General features: G+C 73.5%; 11 protein-coding genes. 5 read left to right on the top strand and 6 right to left on the bottom strand.

The window, feature by feature from the left end; translation table 11 throughout:
• Positions 1-86 precede the first annotated feature (86 nt).
• The 4 genes from PUR71_RS25685 to PUR71_RS25670 form a co-directional block, all read right to left on the bottom strand.
• On the bottom strand, positions 87-338 hold the full coding sequence (locus PUR71_RS25685) for a hypothetical protein (protein WP_329929474.1): 252 nt from the start codon (positions 336-338) through the stop codon (positions 87-89).
• Positions 339-551: 213 nt separating this feature from the next.
• Positions 552-761: a hypothetical protein gene (locus PUR71_RS25680; protein WP_329929473.1), complete on the bottom strand. Its 210-nt coding sequence runs from the start codon at positions 759-761 to the stop codon at positions 552-554.
• 4 nt (positions 762-765) lie between these two features.
• A complete protein-coding gene (locus PUR71_RS25675) occupies positions 766-1,308 on the bottom strand; it encodes an SMI1/KNR4 family protein (RefSeq protein WP_329929472.1) in 543 nt (180 codons plus the stop codon).
• Positions 1,305-2,543: a cytochrome P450 gene (locus PUR71_RS25670; RefSeq protein ID WP_329929471.1), complete on the bottom strand. Its 1,239-nt coding sequence runs from the start codon at positions 2,541-2,543 to the stop codon at positions 1,305-1,307. The genes PUR71_RS25675 and PUR71_RS25670 overlap by 4 nt, the downstream gene beginning before the upstream one ends.
• Before the next feature lie 951 nt (positions 2,544-3,494).
• Here PUR71_RS25670 and PUR71_RS25665 point away from each other — a divergent pair.
• Positions 3,495-4,226 carry a hypothetical protein gene (locus PUR71_RS25665; RefSeq protein ID WP_329929470.1) on the top strand — a complete coding sequence of 244 codons (732 nt, stop codon included), beginning with the start codon at positions 3,495-3,497 and terminating at the stop codon, positions 4,224-4,226.
• 87 nt (positions 4,227-4,313) lie between these two features.
• On the opposite strand, the gene PUR71_RS25660 is transcribed toward PUR71_RS25665, so the two are convergent.
• Entirely contained in the window at positions 4,314-7,517 is a 3,204-nt protein-coding gene (locus tag PUR71_RS25660) for a M28 family peptidase (RefSeq protein WP_329929469.1), read from the bottom strand.
• 348 nt (positions 7,518-7,865) lie between these two features.
• Between PUR71_RS25660 and PUR71_RS25655 the strand changes: the two genes are divergently transcribed.
• Both PUR71_RS25655 and PUR71_RS25650 read left to right on the top strand, forming a co-directional pair.
• On the top strand, positions 7,866-9,284 hold the full coding sequence (locus PUR71_RS25655; protein WP_329929468.1) for a helix-turn-helix transcriptional regulator: 1,419 nt from the start codon (positions 7,866-7,868) through the stop codon (positions 9,282-9,284).
• 145 nt (positions 9,285-9,429) lie between these two features.
• Positions 9,430-9,891 carry a rhodanese-like domain-containing protein gene (locus PUR71_RS25650; RefSeq protein ID WP_329929467.1) on the top strand — a complete coding sequence of 154 codons (462 nt, stop codon included), beginning with the start codon at positions 9,430-9,432 and terminating at the stop codon, positions 9,889-9,891.
• A 21-nt stretch (positions 9,892-9,912) separates the two neighbouring features.
• Here the strand turns inward: PUR71_RS25650 and PUR71_RS25645 are convergent, their stop codons facing one another.
• The gene (locus PUR71_RS25645) at positions 9,913-11,091 is read right to left on the bottom strand and encodes a cytochrome P450 (RefSeq protein WP_329929466.1); all 1,179 of its coding nucleotides are present in this window, start codon (positions 11,089-11,091) and stop codon (positions 9,913-9,915) included.
• A 428-nt stretch (positions 11,092-11,519) separates the two neighbouring features.
• On the opposite strand from PUR71_RS25645, the gene PUR71_RS25640 reads away from it, so the two are divergent.
• Together PUR71_RS25640 and PUR71_RS25635 are read left to right on the top strand one after the other, a co-directional pair.
• Complete coding sequence (locus PUR71_RS25640) at positions 11,520-20,816, top strand: non-ribosomal peptide synthetase/type I polyketide synthase (protein ID WP_329929465.1); 9,297 nt, start codon at positions 11,520-11,522, stop codon at positions 20,814-20,816.
• On the top strand, positions 20,803-22,503 hold the full coding sequence (locus tag PUR71_RS25635; RefSeq protein WP_329929464.1) for a phytoene desaturase family protein: 1,701 nt from the start codon (positions 20,803-20,805) through the stop codon (positions 22,501-22,503). Before PUR71_RS25640 ends, PUR71_RS25635 begins: the two co-directional genes overlap by 14 nt.
• Positions 22,504-22,522 lie beyond the last annotated feature (19 nt).

Genomic DNA, 22,522 nt, shown 5'->3' with positions numbered 1-22,522 from the left:
TGCGCACGATCACGTGCACGTCGATCACCGGCGCCTGCGGGGTATCTGTCGGGGGCGTACACCTTCCTCGGCGACACTGCAGATGCTCAACGTGCCCGGACGAGGCTCTCCTGCTGTACCCCGATCACACCGGTATCGACCTGGCTCTCCTGCATCTGGAGCAGGCCATGTGCCTGGTTCACGAGCACAGTGTGACCGAAGCCTGCCAGCTCGTCAGCCACACCTATCGCATGGTGCCAGAGGCGCACCGCACCGAGATTCTCGGCGTCCGCGCCCTTGAGATCATCAAGATAATGCCGGAACGCGTTCGTTCCTCCCGAGCCGTGCGATCTCGTCACCGTGGAGATCCATTGCAGGCGGTTCGGGTACGGGCTGGCCCACTACCGGGAGTTCGCCGATCGGTACGGGTTCGACGTCACCTCGCGGAGTGGCTATCCCTGGCTCCGAGACCTCCGCGAGCTTCGGATGATCACCACGAACGCCAAGCGCGCCGAGCCCGGAAGCGCAACGCTCCATGAAGTGCGTCGCCGCATCGAAGGACTTCGCAGGGGTCAGGAGCAGCTTCGGTGGAGCATTCTCTGAGCGTGACCGGCTTGTCGCTCGGCACGGCTCCGTCGGGGCGGGGTCGGAGAGTGGCCTGCCGCGTCGGGGGCCGGGGTGAAGAGGTCGGGGCGGTGTTCGACGTGCAGGGCGTGGACGTGGTCGTTGAGCTGCGCGAGGAGTGGGGCGTCGTCGGGGGTGGCGGTGCGGATCGTGGTCATGCGGTCATCGTGGTTGGCGCGGCTCGGCGTCGCCAGGGGATTGCGGGGTGGTCAGCCAGGCCTCGTACCAGTCGTGGAAGTCCGGGCCCGGCGTGAGGCCGCCCCAGTCGGGGTCGTCGTGCCACACCTGGCCCGCGTTCGGGCCCGTGACGACCAACCGCGAGAACATGCCGCAGCCGCCCTCGGCGATGACCAGGCTGCCGGCGACCGCGTGCTGGCCCTGCCCGGTGAACGGAGTGGCCAGGACGCCGTGGCGCAGGTCGCCCTCGCGGACGTCGTGCAGGGCCTCTTCCTCGTCGAGGACTTCCGTGAGGCCCACGATGCCGTAGTCCGGGCCGGCTCCGCCGTCGGCGACGTCCAGAAGAAACCGGCGATAGGAGGCGGGGAGCTGGACGCCGTGCCGGTGCTCGAAGGCCCGGATGACGTCCTCGGCGAGCGGCGGGCGGAGCCGGTAGCGGTGGTGGTCCGATCCGAAGCGGCGGCGTGCGGGGTCCGCGTCGGCCATGGCGGCGAGGCGGGTGCGCACCCTGGAGACGTCCCAGGTCACGTGCGCAGCACCGCCGGCGTCGGGCCGTCCGGGCGGACGGTGATGCTGTAGGCGGATCGGGCGGGGGTGGAGAGGAAGGACACATCGTAGGTGGGAAGCAGGAGTTCGAGCAGCGCCGTGGTCTCGCGGAGGGCGAACTGGGTGCCCAGGCAGGCGCGGGCGCCGAGGCCGAAGGGGTAGTAGGCGGCGAGGTGGGCGGGGCGGGTGCCGGTGCCGGTGAACCGGGTGGGGTCGAAGCGCTCCGGGTCGGGCCAGAGCGAAGGGTCCCGGTGGGTGAGGTACGGGCAGACGAGGACGTCCGTTCCCGCCGCGATGTGGTGGCCGGCGAGGACGTCGTCCTCGACGGCGTGCCGGGGGAGCATCCACGCGGACGGGTAGAGGCGGAGGGTCTCGCTGACGAGCGCCTGGGGGTCGGCCGTACGGGCCTCGGGGTGGCGGTCGAGGAGCAGGTACAGCCAGGTGAGGGTGGTGGCGGTGGTCTCGTGGCCGGCGACGATGAGGGTGACGAGCTCGTCGCGGATCAACTGGTCCGTGTACTCGGGATGTTGGGACGACGCTTCGAGGAGGTCGCGCAGGACGCCGGGGGAGTCGTGGGTGGTGCGCGCCGCGTTGATGGCGGCTTGCGCGATCGCGTCGATCCGGGCGAGGTCCTCGGCCACTGCGTCGCGGGCGTCGGCCGCGTTGGTGGGCAGGGTCGGCATCGCGGCCACCACCCGTTCCACCGAACGGAGTTCACGGTCGGTCGCGTCGTCCATCTCGTGCCCGGTGAGGGCCCGCCACACCGTGTCGAGGGCGAAGCGCCGCATCTCCTCACCGACGTCGAAGGTCTCCCCGGTGCGGGCGTATCCGGCCCACCGGTCGGCCGTGCGCTGCGCCGCCTCGGCGATCCGCTGCTCGTACCGACGCATGCCCGTCCCGGTGAACTGCGACTGCAGCAGCCGCCGTTGACGCCTCCAGGCGTCTCCGGTGGCGGACAGCACGCCGTCCCCGACGAGCATCCGCGCCCGGTGTGACCGCTTCACGTACCGGTCCGGGTGCCGCCCGAGCACGTGCTGCACGCCCACCGGATCCGTCACGAGTACCGTCGGCCCATCACCCCCGAGCGGGATCGCGGCGATCCCCCCGGCCTCCCGCTGCGCACGCGCCAGCAACTCGACGAGGTCACCCCCGCCGGCCTGCCACTGCCCGACGGCCGAGAGCGGAAGCTCGGGGACGGCACGCACATCCGTGCTCACGGGTGCTTCTCCTCGGTTCGACGTCCGGGCGGCCGGATCCGCCCCGCCCGACTGTACGCCAGACGGGTGCGTCCGGGTCGCGGCGCGGTTACTTCGGGTGAGCGCCGGTCCCTATGGCACCCGGGTGGCGGACAGTCAAGCCGTGTGTGAATGGGTACGGTTCGCCGAGGCCGATCGGCCGCCTTCCGCCGTCCCCGCTCCCGGAGGGGAGAGACTCATGCCCGGTGTTCCGCCTACAGGCCCACGCGCGAAGGCCCGAGCTGCCCGCTGGATCGCGGCGGTGCTGCTCCTGCCGGTTCTCGCGGCCTGCGACGGGCCCGGACCCACGCCCGGACCCAATACGGCTGCGCAGGGTGACGAGACGCGGACGACGGACGACGGTCATGACGGGTTTACGGGTGCCGGAGCGGGCAACACGCCGGGAGCCGCAGGAGAGCCGCCGAGTAACGTGTACGGCACATGGCCGACGTCAATCGAGATCGTCCCACCTCAGCCCGAGGGCGCGACAAAGGTGGTGATCAGTCATGTCATGGACTGCGACACGGGAGTCGTGGCCGTGCCCGAGCAGGTGACCGTCACGTTGACGGAGACTGAGAATCCCGCACCGGCCGAGTTCAGTTTCCCCGGGCAACCGGTCACCGGTAGCCACTACATCTGTATGACTGTCACGCTCGACGGCACGAGTACGCAGGTGAGAGGCGACAGACCGGTGAGCGCGCCGGGCAGCTCCGCCACCGGGAGTACCCCCTGAGCCCTGCCGGGGAGGAGCCCGAGGAGGACACGGCGAAGTCGGGACCATGGACCGATCGGATCATCAGGCTCGCCGCCTGGATCGCTCCGACCACCCTCGTCACCGCGCTGCTGTTCTTCTTCGGCTACTCCTACACCAGCTCCTTCTACCGCTACTTCGGCGTCGACGCCTCGACTATCGGCTTCGCGAACCAGGACCTGATGCTCCGCAGCGACCCCGCGCTCTACATCCCTGCCGGGGTCGTCCTTTTGGGGGCCCTGGTGGCCGCGCTCGTCTACTACCTCGTCGGCAGGGTGGCCAAGGCCGGTCCGGGCGGTGCCCGGTTCGTCCGTCGAGCCTGCCTAGCCGTCTCCGTGCTGGTCGTACCACTTCTGGTGCTCGGCTTCCTGGCCGGCTTCGAGGTGATCGACGGCGGTCCGCTGGGCACCCCGCTTCTGATCGGCGGCGGGCTGTTGCTCGGGGTCCTGGCGCGGCTGCTGTTCGTCCGCATCACCGGTGCCGGCCCTCCGCCGACCGGGGAGCGCGCGGCGCTGGCCATCGGCGTTGCGGTCATCGTGCTCTGCTCGTTCTGGGCGGTAGACGCCTACGCCCGACAGAAGGGCGTCTTCGATGCCGAAGCACTTGCCCGCCACCTCTACCGGCTTCCTGCGGTCACACTCGACACACCGGAACGCCTCCACCTGGACACCTTCGGGTGCGTCAAGCCGGACGACCCCGCATGCCGCCACCCAGCCTGGGCCGGCGTGAGGGAAGCCCCGCTGGCCGACGTCGCGCCCGGGGAGCGCTTCCGCTATCGGTACGTCGGCCTGCGCCTGCTCGCCCAGCCGGGCAAGCGGATGTTCCTCATCCCGCGGTACTGGACGTGGCAGGACGGAAACGTGTTGGTGCTCCCGGTCGACGACAACATTCGTATCGCCTTCCATCCCGGCTGAGCGAACCTGCACGCGCGGCTGCGCCGCGGTCCGTCCCCTTCGACGGGCCGCGGCGCAGCTCTCTTTCCCCTCTACGCGTCGGAGACGTCAGATGCGCTGCCAGAGGGCCGGGACGATGGGCGGTTCCCAGCCGACCTGGGCCGTGTGGCCCTGGATGCAGCGGTAGCTTGCGCCGTTGTACGTGACGACGTCGCCGGCCTGGTAGGTGGTGCCGGGGGTCCAGATGCCGCCGGGGGTGCTGCTTCCGATGGTGAGGGAGTAGGTGGTGGTGTGGGTGGCGGTGCCGGTGCCGGTCACCGTGATGGTGTAGGTGCCGGAGGCGGCCGAGGAGGAGGCCGTGACCGTCATGGTCGACGAGCCGCCGGACTGCACCGAGGCCGGGCTGAAGGTGACCGTCACGCCCGCCGGGGCGCCGGTGGCGGTCAGGTTGACGCTCTGGGCCGATCCCGACACCGTCGACGTGGAGACCGTCGCGGTGGCCGAACCGCCGGGCGTCACCGATCCGTTGGCCGGGGTGACGGACACCGAGAAGTCGTTGGACGGCGCGGTGCCGCCGACCGAGGTCTTCCAGATGGTGTACGCGACCCCGTTGGCGCTGCGCTTGAGGACCGTCGGGTCGATGTTGGAGCTGGTGTCGCACGACTGGTGGTAGCAGGAGTCGTACGAGCGGTTCGCGGTGCCGCCCCACTTGGCGGCCTGGGCCGAGGTCTTGACGGCGTCCGCGCCGGCCGCGTAGCCGGAGGTGGCGATGCCGGCCTGCTGGAAGGAGTAGTCGTCGGAGCGGCCCTGGCCCTCGACGTTCTCCTCGGGCTGGAGGTTGAGCGAGTCCCAGTACGCCTTCATGGGCGCGGCGGGCGCGCTGGTGATGTTGTTGATGAAGTAGCCGGCGTTGGGCGAGCCGACCATGTCGAAGTTGTAGTAGGCCTTGATCGCGGAGCGTTGGCTGGAGCTCAGCCGGCCGACGTAGTACTGGGAGCCCTGGAGGCCCTGCTCCTCGCCGGTCCACCAGGCGAAGCGGACGTGCCGGGTCATGGCCGGGTTCTGCTGGGCGAGGGCGAGCGCGTTCTCCAGCAGGGTGGCGGAGCCGGAGCCGTTGTCGTTGATGCCGGGGCCGGCCTGGACGCTGTCGAGGTGGGCGCCGAGCATGGTGACCTGGTCGGCGGGGCCGCCGGGCCAGTCGGCGATCAGGTTGCCGGACGGGTGGTCGCAGGAGCTGCAGGTCTGTTCGGTGACGGTGTAACCGGCGGCCTGGAGCTTGCCCTTGAGGTAGGCGACGGACTGGCTGTGGCCGGCGCTGCCGGCCCGGCGGTTGCCGCCGTTCTGGTCGGCGATGGCGTTGAGCTGGGCGAGGTCGGCCTGGATCTTCGCGACGTCGATGTCGGGCGCGGGCCCGCCGGGCGTGCCGCCGCCGACCGTCAGGGTGTACTGGGCGGTGTGGGTGGCCGCGCCGGCGGTGCCGGTGACGGTGATGACGTACGTCCCGGCCGGGGCGCCCGAGGAGGCGGACAGGGTCAGGGTCGCGGAGGAGCCGGTCTGCACGGAGGACGGCGAGACGGTGGCGGTGACGCCGGTCGGCGCGCCGGAGGCGGTCAGGCTGACGTTCTGCGCGGTGCCCGAGGTGACGGCGGTGCTGACCGTCGCGGTGGTCGAGGATCCGGGCTGGACGGAGCCGGACGCCGGGCCGAGGGCGAGCGAGAAGTCGTTGGTGCCGGACGGCGTGCAGGTCGGGTCGCCGCTCTGCGCGGGCACGCCGACCGCGTCCCAGGCCGCCTTGGTGCGGGTGTAGAAGCCGCAGGTGGGGTCGAGGTTCTTGGCGGCGGTCAGGGTGGTGGTGCGGTAGCGCTTGTACGTCATGCCGCTGGTCTTGAGCAGCATGCCGCCGTAGAAGACCTGCCCGGCCTGCTTGACGCCGATGCCGGTGACCGAGGAGCCGTTGCAGGTGGGGCTCGTGGGCTTGCCGCCGCCGGGGTCGGAGCCGAGGCTCAGCAGGTAGAACCAGTGGTTGAGCGGGCCGGCCGCCGCGTGTACCTCGGTGCTCGGGATCGAGGACGAGTAGCAGTCGGGGTCGTTGTTGACGAGGGAGGGCTGGTAGAGGCTGCGGATCGGGCCCTGGCCGAGCAGGTTGGCCTCCCGGCCGACCTGGTAGTCGGGGTAGTCGTAGGGCGCGGGCTGGTTGGCGTACTCCTTGGTGAGTGCGCCGAAGATGTCGCCGGTGCCCTCGCCGAGGCCGTTCTCGTTGTTGGCGCCGCCGGGGGTGTACTGGTCGATGCCGTGGCCGAACTCGTGGCCGACGACGTCCTGCGCGGCGATCCACTCGCCGCCCTGGTTGTGGCCGATGGAGACGGAGCTGCCGTCCCAGTAGGCGTTGACGTCGTTCAGGCCCATCTTGATCGGCCAGCTGCGGCCGTTGCCGTCGTGGCCGTTGCGCCCGAGCCAGTCGCGGAGCATGTTCCACTCGGTCTGGGCCGCCCACATGGCGTCGCCGCAGCCGGTCTCCTTGCTGGACGGGTCGCCGGTGCCCCAGGAGTCGGACGACTTGGTGAGCACCTGTCCGGTGTCGTAGTCGGAACAGGTGAGACCGGGCCGGTTGGGGTCGCGCAGGCTGTACGAGCCGCCGGAGTTGGTGGTGTTGATGGTGAGCGGGCCGGGACCGTTCCACTTGCTGGTGACGGTGCCGGCCCGGACGTCGTCGTAGCTGTCGATCACCTCGCCGGTGGCGGCGTCGACGAAGACGTGCAGCCTGCTGGGCGCGCTGTCGGTGCGGCCGGTGAGGACGGTCTCCCAGGCGAGCCGTCCGGCGCCGTCCTTGACCCGGACGACGAGTCGGCGGCTGTCCACCGAGTCGACGGTGGCGAGTGCGGTGCGGGCCGTCTTCTCCGCGTGGGCGGCGCTCACCTGCGGCGTCGTCGATCCGCCGACCGGGCCGGTGGCGGCGGACTGCAGGCCCTGGACGCGGCCCCGGCCGTCGGCCATCACGACCGCGTCGCCGCCGACCACGGGAAGCCCGCGGTAACTGCGCTCGTAGGCGACGGAGTAGAGGCCGTTGAGCCAGGGGGTGACGGCCCGCCGCTCGTACGTCTCGCCGGGGCCCTTGGCGAGGGCGTCCAGGCCGGCCGCCGCGGCGGCGTCGGCCGCGTCGACGGCGGCGGCCAGCGCACCGGGCGGGGCGGCGGAGGGACCCGGGTCCGCGGCGGCGGCTGGCCCGGCGCCGGTGGCGGCGATCAGGCCGGCCAGAACGGTCAGGGTGGTCGCCGTGGTGAGCAACCGGCCCGTGGTCAGTCTGCGTTGCATCGAGGCTCCTCGAACGTGGGGGTCCTCGACCGCGGACGGCGTGGGTGTCGCGTGGTGGTGCGTTCCGCGGGCCGCGTCGGGGGGACGGCCGCTCGCTGCGGGCCGTCCGCGCTCGGGTGCCGGAACCCTCACATGTCGTCATGGCCGGGTCAATGGGCGGTGCGCGGGTGCCCAAGGGTTGGCAAATTCCGTCAAGGTGCGGTGGGCCCGCCGCGTCCGCCCGGAAGCCCCGGATTGGTTGAGACCACGTCATGTACGGATCGCGTGCCATCGAGTACCGTCCTCATCGTCGGACGGTCCGTGAAAGTCCCGGGGGCCGGGGTTGGAGCGCTACCGCGGGAGGCAGTCGTGCACCGGAACCGGGTGGCCGCGCCGGAGCCGTCCGCACCCCGACCGGACTCGCCCTGGCGCGAGTTCGGCGCCCGGCTGCGCCACTGGCGGCGGCGGGCCGGACTCACCCAGGCCCAGCTCGGCGCCGGCATCGGCTACGACCACACCGCCGTCAGCAAGATCGAGCACGGCACCCGCCGGGTCACCCCGCGCGTCGCCGACCGGCTCGACGACCTCCTCGCCGCCGGGGGCGAACTGCGCGGCGCCCTCGCGCGGGCCGAGGAGGCCGAACTCGACGCCGCCATAACGCCGTTGGCCCCCGGCCTCACCCGCCCGCCGCTGCCCGGCGACCCCGACGAGCGCGGCCCGCAGGCCCCGTGGTGCGCGCCGCCGCGCCGCCTGCCCGACTACGGACTGCTCTGCCCCCTCCACGGCGCCGACGGCTGCGCCGTGCCCGCGCCTGCCGAACTCGTCGCCCTGCACGCCGGGTTCTGCGCCGCCGACCCCGCCGCCCCGCCGCCCCTGGACGCCGACACCGCGCACGCCCTCACCGGCCTGCTCGCCGCCCGGCTGCGCTCCGGCGAGGCCGCCGCCCACCCGGGCCTCGCCGCCGCCGTCGAGCGGACCCTGCGCGCCGTCCTCGCCCGCCTCGCCTCGGCGTGCGTCTCCGCCGAGCAGCGGCGCCCGCTGGCCCGCCTCGCCGCCGAGTACGCGCACGCGGCCGGCGCGCTGCGCATGCAGGGCGGGCGCAACGCCACCGCCATGGCCTGCTTCGACCGCGCGCTCACCTGGGCCGAACTCGCCGGTGACCAGGCCACCCAGGTCGCCGCGCTCAGCGACATGAGCACCCTGGCCCGGCTCGACGGCGACCCGGCGGCCGCCCTCGGCTACGCCCGCGAGACCGGCCGGATCGCGCCCGGGCGGCACTGGGCGGCGGCGATGGGCCAGATCGGGCAAGCCAGGGCGCACGCGCTGACGGGCGACGTCCGGGAGACCGCCCGGCACATCGGCCGCGCCCGGCTGCACCTCGACCACATCGGGCCGGGCGACGAGGCCGACGCGCCGTGGCTGTCCATCGCCTCCATGCGGATGCGGGTCGAGTCCGGCGCGGCGGCGGCCCTGCGGGACGTCGCGGCGGCGGTCGGCGACCCGGTGCTCGCCCGGCACGCGCTGGCCGCCGCGGAGAGCGCTTTGCAGCTCCTCGGCCCTGCTCAACTCCCGTCCACGCGGTTGCTGTTCACCGTCCGGGTCGCCGACTGCCACGCGTGTGCGCACGACCCGCAGACCGCCGTCGCGCTGCTCGGTCGCACGCTGGAGGAGGCGCCGGACGCGGCCCTGCCGGCGCTCGTCGGGCACGAGCTGCGGGGCCTGCGGGAGCGTCTGGCGGCGCACCGTCCGGCGCAGGCGCACCGGCTCGCGGAGCTGGCGGGGCCCTGAGCTCGGTCCTGAGCCGGGTCCTGAGCGGGCCCGTCGGGAGCTGGCGGGATCTTGGCGAAGAGGGGCGATCGCGACACTCGTCGGCGGGTCCCGGCGCGGGCCAGGATGGGCACATCACCCCGGATCACCACCCAGGAGCACCCCGATGACCAGCGCCGTCCTCTCCGTCCCCGCCGCCGACCCGGCCGTCGCCGCCGCCCACTTCCTCTCCCGCCTCACCTTCGAGGCCGACGTCTCGGACGTGCGCGCGGACCTCCTGGCCGGCGTCCCGGGCCTGGTCGTCGTCGACTCGCGCAACGAGGCCGCGTGGTCCCAGGGCCGCATCCCGGGCGCCCTGCACCTGCCCACCGCCCGCATCCCGGAGCTGGCCCCGCGGCTGGTCGACCGCGGCGCCACCGTCGTCACCTACTGCTGGGGCCCCGGCTGCAACGGCGCCACCCGGGCCGCCCTCGCCTTCGCCCGCCTCGGCTACCGGGTGAAGGAGATGCTCGGCGGCTTCGAGTACTGGGCCCGCGAGGGCTTCGCGTACGACACCGACAACGGCACCGAGCAGCGCCCGGTCGACGACCTGACGGCGCCGCGCTCGGGCGTCTCGTGCGCCTGCTGAGGCCCGGTCGGCCCGTGGGGATCACCACGTCACCGTGAGGCGACGCGGGCTGCGCGTGGAGAACACGCGGCGCCACTCGAGCGCCTCGAGCGGCTCGGCGAGCCGCAGCCCCGGCAGGCGGGTGGCGAGGCGGTGGAGGGCGAGGCGCATCTCCAGGCGGGCGAGCCAGGGGCCCAGGCAGTAGTGCGGCCCGGCGCCGAAGGCCAGGGTGGCGGCCTCCAAGGGGGCGAAGAGGCCGTCGGCGAGACCCGTGGTGAAGACCTCCGGGTCCCGCGCGGCGCTCGTCCGGTCGACGACCAGGATCGCGCCGGCCGGGATGCTCATTCCGCCGATCACCGTCTGCCGCACCGAGCGCCGCAGGGCGCCCAGCCCCTCGCCGAGCGGGATGGTGTGCAGGAGCCGGTCCGCGGCGGCCTGGGCGGCGGTCTCGTCGGTGAGCCGGGGCCAGGCGTCGGGACGTTCGCCGAGCAGGTAGACGAGGGCGTTGCCGAGCGTGGCGACGGTCGTCTCGTGGCCGCCCGCGATCAGGCCGCAGACGAGCTTGACGAGGCGTTCCTCGGTGACGCCGCCCTGCTGGTCCGCCGCCACCACCACCCGGCTGACCAGGTCGTCCCCCGGCTCGCGCCGCCGCCGGTCGAGGAGGGAGGCGGCGAAGGCGCAGAACTCGGCCAGCACCGCGCGGACTTCGTCGGCCGGTCGGCTGCGATCGGCGAAAAGGTGGTCCGTCCAGTGCCGCAACCGTTGCCGGTCGACGTCCTCGACGCCCATCAGGCGGCTGATCACGTCGACCGGCAGCGGCATAGTCAGCGCGGCGACGAGGTCGGCCGGCGGGCCCCCGGTGACGACGTCGTCGACGAGCCGCTCCACCACGGAGGCGAGCCACGGTGTCCAGGCCTCGACGGCCCGCCGGGTGAAGGCCTGCTGCATGAGGGCGCGCAGTTGCCGGTGCTCCGGGCCGTCGATGTTGGTGACGAATCCGGGGTCGCCCTCCAGGTTGGAGACGGAGCCGAGCGGCGGTGCGTCGGGGGCGAAGAGCGTCGCCCGGCCGAACGCCGGGTCGGTGAGGACGTGCCGGACGTCGTGGTAGCGGGTGACGAGCCAGGCGGGCGTGCCGCTGGGCAGCTCGATGAGCCGGGGAGGGCCGTGGTCGGCGGTCCCTACGCGATGCAGGGGCGGCAGTGCGAGATCCTCGACGGACATGGTTCCTCCAACGGCCCCGGAGCGCGCGGGGTTCGTGGCCAATGGGTCTTCCACAAGCTTTGCCGGGATGTGCACGATCGATCCAGAAGATCGTCAAGGACGCTCGCAATATTCCGCCGTTCGGGTAATCCGCACGTCGAATCAGCTTCGTAGTGGGCGGGTCCGGCTAGCATCACTGGCGTTTCCGTTCGCCCGCCACCGAAAAGCCTGGGAGAGCGTGCTGTTCGCCATCGCCCGTCGGGTCGGATGTCCGCTTCCGCCGCTCCCCGCCGGCTTATTCGAGGTGTCGGCAATCGCGCCGTGCTCGTCGGCGGCAGTGATCAGATCTTCTTAGGAATCGTATTTCCCCAGGACCATGTGTTCGCAGTCGAAACGAGTTTCTCCGTCCAGGTAATTCGTGAACGCGAACAGAGCCACCGGATTGGACCATGACCTCCTCGCCCCTCGACGTGCCCAGCGAACGGATCGCGATCACCGGGATCGGCTGCCGCCTGCCCGGCCACGCCAACGACCACCGGTCGTACTGGCGCAACCTGCTGGCGGGCCGGGACTGTCTCGTCCCGACGCCGGCCGACCGCTACGACGTCGCGTCGCTGGGCAGCCGGGACCGGGCCAAACCGGGGCGGCTGATCGGCGGGCGCGGCGGGTACATCGACGGCTTCGACACCTTCGACCCGGAGTTCTTCGGCATCAGCCCGCGCGAGGCCGCCTACATGGACCCGCAGCAGCGCAAGCTCCTGGAGGTCACCTGGGAGGCACTGGAGGACGCCGGTCAGCGGCCGTCGGAGCTCGCGGGCCGGGACGTCGGGGTGTACGTCGGCGCGTTCACGCTGGACTACAAGATCCTCCAGTTCGCCGACCTCGGCTTCGAGACGCTCGCCGCGCACACCGCCACCGGCACCATGATGACGATGGTGTCGAACCGGATCTCGCACTGCTTCGACTTCCGCGGCCCGAGCGTCTCGATCGACACCGCGTGCAGCTCCTCCCTCGTCGCGGTGCACCTGGCCTGCCAGAGCCTGCTCCGCGGCGAGACCGAACTCGCCCTGGCCGGCGGGACGTTGCTGCACATGGCGCCGCAGTACACGATCGGTGAGACGAAGGGCGGCTTCCTCTCGGCGGACGGCCGCTCGCGGGCCTTCGACGCCGCCGCCGACGGGTACGTCCGGGCCGAGGGTGTCGGGGTCGTGGTGCTCCGGCGACTGTCGGACGCGCTGCGCGACGGCGACCCGGTGCACGCGGTGATCATCGGCAGCGGCGTCAACCAGGACGGCCGCACCAACGGCATCACCGTGCCGCGGGCCGACGCGCAGGTGACGCTGATCGAGCGGGTGTGCGCCGAGGCCGGGGTCCGACCCGGCGGCCTGCAGTACGTCGAGGCGCACGGCACCTCGACCCCGGTCGGCGACCCGATCGAGGCCAACGCGCTCGGCCGGGTGCTCGCGGTAGGGCGGCGGCCGGGGGAGCGCTGCTACGTCGGCTCGGTCAAGACCAACATCGGTCACACCGAGTCGGCGGCCGGGGTGGCCGGGCTGATCAAGACGGCGCTGGCGCTCGAGCACCGCACGATCCCGCCGCACATCAACCTGGAGCGGCCGAACCCCGACATCGACCTCGACGCGCTGCCGTTCGAGATCCCGCGCACCGCCGTCGACTGGCCCGAGCACGAGGGGCCGGCGCGGGCGGGGGTCAACTCCTTCGGCTTCGGCGGCACCAACGCGCACGTCCTGCTGGAGGAGCCGCCGCCGCGCGAGCCCGTCGTCCCCACGGCCGCCCCGCTGCCCGCGCCGCCGTGCACGGTGCTGCCGCTGAGCGCCCGCGACGCGGCCGCGCTGCCCGAGCTGGCCGCCGGCATCCGCCGCGAACTCGCGGGCGGCACGGGCCTCGTGGACCTCGGGCACACCCTCGCGCACCGGCGCGAGCACCTGCCCGAGCGGCTCGCCGTCGCGTACGCGGACCGGGAGTCGCTGGACGAGGCGCTGGCCGCGTGCGAGCGCGGCGAGCCGCACCCCAGGGTGGTCCAGGGGCGCGCCCGCGAGAGCCGGCAGCGGCGGCTGGCCTGGGTGTTCACCGGCATGGGACCGCAGTGGTGGGCGATGGGCCGCGGGCTGTACGCGAGTGAGCCGGTCTACCGCGAGGCCGTCGACGCGTGCGACCGGGAGATCCGCGCGCAGGCCGGGTGGTCGCTGCTGGAGGAACTCGCCCGCGGCGAGGACGAGTCGCGGATGGCCGAGACCTGGCTCGCGCAGACCGCCAACTTCGCGCTCCAACTGGGCCTCGCGGCGCTGTGGCGCAGCCGCGGCGTGCGGCCGGACGCGGTCGTCGGGCACAGCACGGGGGAGGTCGCGGCCTTCCACGAGGCCGGGGTGTACGACCTGGCCGACGCCGTCACCGTGGTGCTGCACCGCAGCCGCCTCCAGCACCGCCTCGCCGGGACGGGCACCATGCTCGCCGTGGGCCTGCCGGAGGCCGACGCGGAGCGCCGGATCCGCCCGCACCGCGAGCGGGTGTCGCTGGCGGCCGTGAACGGGCCGAGCGCGGTGACCCTCGCGGGCGACGCCGACGCGCTCGCCGCCCTCGCCGAGGAACTGCGCCAGGAGCGGGTGTTCGCGAAGTTCCTGGACGTCGAAGTCCCGTACCACAGCGTGCGGATGGACCCGATCCGCGACGAGCTGCTGACGGCGCTCGCGGGCATCAAGCCGCGCGCGGCGCAGGTGCCGCTCTACCTGACCGCCGACGAGGGCCGTGCCCTCGGGCCCGAGCTGGACGCCGCGTACTGGTGGCGCAACGTCCGCCGGCCGGTGCGCTTCAAGGCCGCCGTCGAGCGGATGGCCGAGGACGGGTACGGGCTGTTCCTCGAGGTCGGCCCGCACCCGGTGCTCGGCCACGCGATCCGCGAGTGCCTGGCGGACCGTGACCCGGACGTGCGCGCCCTCCCGTCCGTGCGCCGCCGCGAGGACGAGCCCGAGCGCGTCGCCCGGACCCTCGCCGAACTGCACACCCTCGGCATCGAACCGTCCTGGGCGGCCCTCCACCCCGCCGGCCGCCCGGTGCCGCTGCCCTGCTACCCGTGGCGCCGTGACCGGTACTGGGCCGAGCCGAAGCCGGTCGAGCAGGTCAGGCGCGGCGAGTGCGACCACCCGCTGCTCGGCCGCCGCACCGCCGCCGCCCGGCCGACCTGGGAGAACGCGCTCGACGTCGAGAAGCTGCCGTACCTGTGCGACCACCGCATCGAGGGCAGCGCGGTGTTCCCGGCGGCGGGGTACCTGGAGATGGCCGCGCAGGCCGTCCGGACGCTCACCGGCGGGACGGACGTGCTGCTCGCCGACGTCGACCTCGCGCGGGCGCTGGTGCTGTCCGACACGGAGCCGACCAGGGCGCAGTTCTCGTTCGACCCGGACGACGGCCGGTTCACCGTCGCCTCGCTGCCCGCGAGCGGTGACCCGGTGGTGCACACGAGCGGCCGGATCCGCACCGGCCAGCGCCGCGCCCACGGGCCCGCGCTCGACGCCGACGCCGTCCGCGCGCGCGGCACCCGTCATGAAAAGGGCTACTGCTACCGGGAGTTGGACGCTCGTGGCTACCACTACGGCCCGGCGTTCCAGGCCATTGAGGAGGTGTGGACGGCACCCGGCGAGGCGCTCGCCCGGATCGGCCCCACGGTCGAGGACGCCGCCGGCCACCACATGCACCCGGTGCTGCTCGACGCGTGCTTCCAGACGCTCCTCGCCGCCCGGGTGCTCCAAGGCGACGGCACCGGCGTGCGGCTGCCGGTGGCGATCGGGGAGGTGCGCCTCGGCGCGGTCGGCGACCGGCCGGTGTGGGCCCACGCCACCGTCACCCGCGACACCGGGGACGAACTCCTCGGGGACCTCGCCCTGTACGCCGAGGACGGCGCGCCGCTCGGCCGGATCGCCGGCTTCCGGGTCGCCGACGTCGCCCGCGCCGCCTCCTCCGTCGGCCTCGCCACCATCGACGGCTGGCTGACCGAACTCACCTGGGTGGAGGCGCAGGAGCCCGAGGAGGCCGACGCCGGAGGCCTCGTCCTGCTCGCCGACGCGGGCGGCCTCGCCGAGCGCCTGGCCGCACGGGCGGGGGAGCGCGGCATCCGCAGCCACCTCGTGCGGCCCGGCGACGGCTACCGGCACGCCCCCGACGGCTCCACCGTCCGCCCCGACTCCGCCGAGGACTTCACCCGCCTGCTCGCCGACCTCGACCCCGCCTTCCGCACCGTCGCCCACCTCTGGAACCTCGACCAGCCCCGCCTGGCCGACACCGGCCGCGCCGACCTCGACCGCCTCGCCGGCCTCGGCGCCTACTCGCTCGTCGCCCTCGCCCAGGCCCTGCCCGGCGCGAGAGCGGACGGACGGCTGCACATCGTCACGCGCGGCACCCAGGCCACCGGGCCGGACGACCGCGTCGAACCGCTCGGCGCCCCCGCCTGGGGCCTCGGCCGGGTGCTCTGGCAACAGGAGCTCGTCGCCCAGCGCGGCACGTTGATCGACCTCGACGGCGCCGCCGGGCCAGGGACGCCCGCCGGCCTCGACGCCTCCACGGACCTGCTCGACGAGGTCGACGCGCTGCTGCGCGAGCTGACCGCGCACGGCGAGCAGGAGATCGCCCTGCGCGGCGGGCGCCGCCTCACCAGCCGGCTGCGCCCCGCCGAGGGCCTCACCAAGCCGCTGCCGCTGAGCCTTCGGCCCGACGGCAGCTACCTCGTCACCGGGGCCTTCGGCGCCCTCGGCCGGCTGCTGTGCCGCACCCTCGTGCGGCGCGGAGCCCGGCGGCTGGTCCTGCTCGGCCGCACCGCGCTGCCCGAGCGCGACCGGTGGCGGCACACCGACCCCGACAGCCCGGCCGGTGCGCGGATCGCCTTCCTGCGCGAACTGGAGGCGCTCGGCGCCGACGCCCTCGTGGCACCGGTGGACGTCACCGACGAGGCCGCCCTCGCCGCCTGGCTCGCCGACTACCGCGACCGCCAACTCCCGCCGATCCGAGGTGCGTTCCACCTCGCCGGCCAGGTCCGCGACACCCTGCTCCCGCAGATGGACCGCGCGGCCTTCGACGCCGGGTACACCCCGAAGGTCGTCGGCGGCCACCTGCTGCACCGCCTCCTGCGCGACGAACCGCTCGACCACTTCGTGCTGTTCGCCTCCGTCGCCTCCCTGCTCACCACCGCCGGGCAGGCCAACTACGCGGCGGGCAACGCCTTCCTCGACGCGCTCGCCCACCACCGCCGCGCCGACGGCCTGCCCGCGATCAGCCTCGACTGGGGCCCGTGGGCCACCGGGATGATCGAGGAGCTCGGCCTCGTCGCCCACTACCGGGACGCCCGCGGCATGAGCTCGCTGCCGCCCGAGGCCGGCACCGCCGTCCTGGAACGGGTGATCGGGCAGGACCGGGCCCAGCTGCTCGTCGCGACCGTCGTCGACTGGCCGGTCTTCCTCGCCTGGTACCCCGCGCCGCCGCCGCTCGTCGCCGACCTCGCGGCCGGCGCCGCCGAACCCGCCCAGGCCGAGACCGGCGGGCTCCTGGCCGCCTTCCGCGCCGCCGACCCGGCCGGCCGCCGGGCACTGGTCGCCGAGCGCTTCGCCGCCGCCGTCGCCGCCGTGCTGCGGATCGGCGCCGAGCGGATCGACGAGGACACCCGACTCGGCGCGCACGGCCTGGACTCGCTGCTCGCCATGGAGCTGCGCGCCCGCGTGCTCGGCGAACTCGGCGTCGCGCTGCCGGTGGTGGCCCTGCTGAGCAACGGCCCGGTCGGCGGACTGCTGGACCTCCTGCACGACGGCCTCGACGCCCTGGCCGCCGACGACGGCACGGCCGCGCGCGCCGCCGTCGACCTGCACACCGACGAGCGGTGCTACCCGCTCACCCACAACCAGAAGGCGCTCTGGTTCCTCAAGCAGCTCCATCCCGACGGCTTCGCCTACAACATCGGCGGCGCCGTCGAGGTCCGCACCGCGATCGACCCCGGGCTGTTCGCCGAGGCCTTCCGCGCCGTCGTCGCCCGCCACCCCGCGCTGCGCGCCGCGTTCACGGCGGAGGAGGGCCGCCCGGTGCAGCGGATCCGGGAGGAGGCCGTCGTCGACACGGCGCTGGTCGACGTGGAGGGCCGGCCCTGGGCGGAGGTCCAGGACCTGATCGTCGCGGAGTACCGCAAGCCGTACGACCTGGAGCGCGACCCGCTGGTGCGGCTGCGGATGTTCCGGCGCGGGCCGGAGCACTGGGTGCTGATGAAGGCCGTCCACCACATCGTGTCGGACGCGATCTCGACGTTCACCTTCATCGAGGAGCTGTTCGAGGTCTACGAGGCGCTGACGGCGGGCCGCACGCCCGAGTTGCCGCCGGTGCCCGCCCGCTACCTCGACTTCCTCAATCACCAGAACCGATTCCTGGCCGGCCCCGAGGCCCGCCGGATGCTCGACTACTGGCGCGGCCACCTGCCCGCCGAGGTGCCGATCCTCAGCCTGCCCACCGACCGCCCCCGGCCGGCCGTGCAGACGCACAACGGCGCGTCCGTCTTCTTCCGGCTGGACGCCGAGCTGAGCGCCCGGGTGCACGAGCTGGCCCGCGCGCACAACGCCACGCCGTTCATGGTGCTGCTGAGCGCGTACTACCTGCTGCTGAACCGCTGGTCCGGACAGGAGGACATCATCGTCGGCAGCCCGGTGACCGGGCGCACGCACGAGGAATTCGCCTCCGTCTACGGCTATTTCGTCAACCCGCTGCCGCTGCACGTGAGCCTCGCCGGGGAGCCGACGGTGGCCGAACTGCTCGGGCGGGTCCGGGAGACGGTGCTCGGCGGGCTGGACAACCAGGAGTACCCGTTCGTGCTGCTGGTGGAGCAGCTGGGGCTGCAGCACGACCCGAGCCGCTCGGCGGTGTTCCAGGCGATGTTCATCCTGCTCACCCACAAGGTCGCCGTCGAGCGCGCGGGCTACCGTCTCGACTACATCGAACTCCCGGAGGAGGAGGGTCAGTTCGACCTGACGCTCTCCGCCTACGAGGAGGCCGCGGACGGCTGCTTCCACTGCGTGTTCAAGTACAACTCCGACCTCTTCGACGCTTCGACCGTCGAGCGGATGACCGGGCACTACCGCAACCTCGTGGACGCCATGACGCGCGCCGCGGCCGACCGGCCCACCGGACGGCTGCCGATGCTCGGCTCGGACGAACGGCGGCTCGTTCTCACCGAGTTCAGCGGCGCGGGCCGCGTCCTGGACCACGACGTGCCACTGCCCGAGCTGTTCGCCAAGGCCGCCGCCGAGCACCCCGAGGCCGTCGCCGTGGTGGACCCCGGCCCCGCGGGGCCCGCCGGGGCGCGGCGGATCACCTACGCGGAACTCGACCACCGCTCCCAGCGGGCGGCCCTTCGACTGCGCGAACTCGGCGTGCGGGAGGGCTCGGTGGTGGGAGTCTGCCTGGCCAAGTCGCCCGAGCTGATCACCACGCTGATCGCGGTCTGGCGGGCCGGCGCCGCCTACCTGCCGCTCGACCCCGGGCACCCGGCCGACCGCCTCGCCTACCAGGCCGCCGACGCGGGCGCCGTCCTCGTCGTCGTCGACCAGGGGCTCCCGGCCCCGGCCGGGCTGCCCGCCCCGCTGGTGACCCTGGAGGACCTGGCGGTGCCGGCGGCCGAGGACGCCCCGCTGCCCGCCACCGACCCGGGCCGGCCCGCCTACGTGATCCACACCTCGGGCTCGACCGGCCGCCCGAAGGCCGTCCGGGTGGCCCACCGCAGCCTCGCCGCGGTGGCCGCGGGCTGGCGGTCCGAGTACCGGCTGGACACCGACGTCCGGGTGCACCTGCAGATGGCCGGAGTCTCCTTCGACGTGTTCACCGGCGATCTCGCGCGCGCGCTCGGCTCCGGCGGTGCGCTCGTCCTGGTCGATCGGGAGCTGCTGTTCGACCCCGCCAGGCTGTACCGGACGATGTGCGAAGAGGCCGTCGACGGCGGCGAGTTCGTTCCGGCGGTGGCCCGCGCCCTGCTCGCCCACTGCGAGCACGAGGGCCTGCGGCTGGACTTCCTGCGGCTGCTTGTCGTCGGCTCCGACCTCTGGAAGGCCGGCGAGCACGCCCGGCTGCGCGCCCTGTGCGGCCCGGACACCCGTGTGGTCAACTCCTACGGCCTGACCGAGGCGACCGTCGACAGCACCTACTTCGAGGGGCCGGTGGACGCCCTGGAGCCGGGCCGGATGGTGCCCATCGGGCGGCCGTTCCCCAACAGCGCGCTCTACATCCTCGACCGCCACGGCGAGCCGGTGCCGCCCGGCGTGCCCGGTGAGCTGTGGATCGGCGGCGCGGGCGTGGCCGACGGCTACCCGAACGACCCCGGACAGAGCGCCGAGCGCTTCACGACCCTCGACCTGGACGGCCCCGTCCGGCTCTACCGCACCGGCGACCTCGGCCACTGGGACGCCGGGGGCACCGCGCACCTGCTCGGCCGGATCGACACCCAGGTGAAGGTGCGCGGGCACCGGATCGAACTCGGCGAGGTCGAGGCCCGGTTGTCCGATCGCCCGGAGCTCGCGCAGGTCTGTGTGACGGTTCGTCAGGACATCGGTGGCGAGGCCGTCCTGTGCGCGTACTGCGTCCCGGTGACGGGCGCCCGGCTGGACCGCGGCGAGCTGCGGCGCCACCTGTCCGAGCGGCTGCCCACCTTCATGATCCCGTCCTGGTTCACCGAACTGCCCGCCCTGCCGCTGACGTCGAGCGGCAAGGTCGACCTCGCCGCGCTGCCGGAGCCGCGCGCCGAGGCCGGCGGGGAGCGGCACGAGCCGCCGGTCACGCTCTACGAGACCCGGATGGCCGCCCACTGGCAGGCGCTGCTCGGGGTGGACGGGGTCGGCCTGCAGGACGACTTCTTCGAACTCGGCGGCAGCTCCGTCCGCTTGATCGAGCTCATCCACCACCTGCGGACCGAGTTCAACATCGGCATCCCGGTCGGGCGGCTCTTCGCGGTCACCACGCTGCACGGCATGGCGCGTGCCGTCGAGCAGATCATCACCGGCGAGGTGGCGGGCGCCGAGCCCCACCTGTGGTTCAACCGGGCCGCGCCGCCGGAGCGGACGGTGTTCTGCTTCCCGCCCGCCGGGGGACACGGCCTGGTCTACCGCCAGCTGGCCGCCCACCTGCCCGGCCACCGGATCGCCGCGTTCAACTACCTCTCCGGGGAGGACAAGGCGGCCCGGTACGCGGACCTCGTCGAGGCGCTGCACGGGGACGGCCCGTACGCCCTGCTCGGCTACTCGCTCGGCGGCAACCTCGCCTTCGAGGTGGCCAAGGAGCTGGAGCGGCGCGGACGCGCGGTGGGCGCCGTCGTCGTCCTGGACTCCTACCGGATCACGGAGGCCTACGCACTCGGCGAGGAGCACCTCGCCGCGTTCGAGCGCGAGCTCCGCGAACACCTGCACCGGCACACCGGATCGACGACCGTCGCCCAGGAGACCATCGAACAGGCCCGGGAGTACCTGGAGTTCTGCAGCCGCACGCCCAACACCGGCACCGTCGCCGCGCCGCTCACCGTGATCTGCGACCGAGAGCAGGTCGTGCTCCACACGGGCGGCTCGGGCGGCTCCTGGCAGGGCGCCTCCACCGCGGGCACCGCGGTGTTCGGCGGCCACGGCACCCACGCCGAGATGATGGACGGCGAATTCGCCGCCCGCAACGCCGAGTTGGCCGGCCGGATCCTGGCCGGAGGCGGCCCCGATGGCCACGCCTGACCGCGGCCCGGACTGGACCGCCCGGGAGCGCCCTCCCGGCGGTCCGCCCCGGGTGATCATCATCGGCGCCGGCATCGCGGGCCTCGCCACCGGCTGCTACGCGCAGATGAGCGGCATGGAGACGCGCATCTTCGAGAAGCACGTGCTGCCGGGCGGCTGCTGCACGGCGTGGTCACGCGACGGGTACCTGTTCGACTACTGCATCGACTGGCTGATCGGCACCGCACCGGGCGAAGGCGGCCACCAGGTGTGGCGCGAACTCGGCGCGCTGGACGGCAAGTCCGTCACCGAGTTCGACGTCTTCAACCGCGTCGTCGACGAGCACGGCCGCGCCGTCACCTTCTACACCGACCCCGACCGGCTCGAACGGCACCTGCTGGAGACCTCCCCGGCCGACGCGCCGCTCATCCGATCCTTCTGCAAGGACTTCCGCCGCTTCGCCGCGCTCGACCTGCCGTGGGAGGTCACGCCCCCGCCGCTGCGGACGGCGGCCCAGCGGCTGCGCACCGCGTGCGCCGTCCTGCCCGCCTTCCGGCTGTTCTGGCGCACCGCGACCACCCCGATGCGGGGCTTCGCCGACCGCTTCCAGGACCCGCTGCTCCGGCGGGCCCTGCCCAACATGTTCCTCCAGGAGCCGGCCGGCTTCCCGCTGCTGCCGTACCTGTACACGCTGGCCGCCGCGCACAACGGCAACGCCGGTTTCCCGCAGGGCGGTTCGCTCGGGCTGGCCAGGTCGGTGGAGGAGCGTTACACCTCGCTCGGCGGGGTGGTCGGCTACCGACGCCGGGTCGAGCGGATCCTGGTCGAGGACGGCCGGGCGGTCGGGGTGCGGCTGCGGGACGGCAGCACGCACTACGCCGACCACGTGGTGTCCGCGTGCGACGGCCCGACCACCGTCGACCGCCTGCTGGAGGGCCGCTGGACGAGCCCGACGGCGGACCGGCTCTACCACGAACTCCTGGACAGACCGGGCAACGTGTACCCGGCCGCCGTCTCGGTCTTCGTCGGCGTCGACGGCCCGCTCCCGCCCGGTGAGGCGCACAGCACGACGTACCTGCTCACTCCCGAGGAGGGCGCGCGGCTGCCCGGCGCGCTGCAGGACAGCCTCGTGGTGCAGCTGCGGTCGCGGTACGGCGACGGGTTCGCGCCGGCGGGCAAGTCGATCCTGCACTGCATGTACTTCAGCGACCACGCCTCGTGGAAGGCCCTGCGCGCCGCCGACCGCCGCGCCTACCGCGCCAGGAAGCAGGAAGTGGCGGACTTCGTACGGGAGTTCCTGGAGCGGACGCATCCGGGACTCGCCGGCCGGATCGACCTGCTGACCGTGGCCTCGCCCGTCACCACCGAGCGGTTCACCGGCAACACCTACGGCAGCATCCTCGCCTGGCAGGCGTTCTCCGACGCCGAGGACGCCGCCAACCGGCTGGTCGCCAAGGACCGCATGCGGCTGCCGGGGCTGCGCTGCTTCTCGATGGCGGGCCAGTGGGTCGGCATGGGCGGCCTGATCCGGGCGGCCACCAGCGGGCGGTTCGCCGTCCAGTACCTCTGCCGGGAGCTCGGCCTGGAGTTCCGGGCCTGGCCCAGCGACAACCAGGAGCCCTGGCACCCCGGCAAGTGGGGCCGGGTGCCGCGGCTCGACCGGGTGGACCCCGGGGCCGTGCAGACGACCGTGGGAGCGACGGAGTGACCGATACGACCAGGCCGAA

Origin of the sequence: Streptomyces sp. SP17BM10, assembly GCF_036322405.1 — a bacterium.
Taxonomy (GTDB): Bacteria; Actinomycetota; Actinomycetes; order Streptomycetales; family Streptomycetaceae; genus Kitasatospora.
This window is presented reverse-complemented; position numbering and strand designations above follow the sequence as displayed.

Excerpts from the sequence above, each read along its gene's own strand:
- PUR71_RS25680 (WP_329929473.1), bottom strand. The coding sequence starts at position 761 with ATGACCACGATCCGCACCGCCACCCCCGACGACGCCCCACTCCTCGCG.
- PUR71_RS25665 (WP_329929470.1), top strand. The coding sequence starts at position 3,495 with ATGCTCCGCAGCGACCCCGCGCTCTACATCCCTGCCGGGGTCGTCCTT.
- PUR71_RS25660 (WP_329929469.1), bottom strand. The coding sequence starts at position 7,517 with ATGCAACGCAGACTGACCACGGGCCGGTTGCTCACCACGGCGACCACC.
- PUR71_RS25650 (WP_329929467.1), top strand. The coding sequence starts at position 9,430 with ATGACCAGCGCCGTCCTCTCCGTCCCCGCCGCCGACCCGGCCGTCGCC.
- PUR71_RS25645 (WP_329929466.1), bottom strand. The coding sequence starts at position 11,091 with ATGTCCGTCGAGGATCTCGCACTGCCGCCCCTGCATCGCGTAGGGACC.
- PUR71_RS25640 (WP_329929465.1), top strand. The coding sequence starts at position 11,520 with ATGACCTCCTCGCCCCTCGACGTGCCCAGCGAACGGATCGCGATCACC.
- PUR71_RS25635 (WP_329929464.1), top strand. The coding sequence starts at position 20,803 with ATGGCCACGCCTGACCGCGGCCCGGACTGGACCGCCCGGGAGCGCCCT.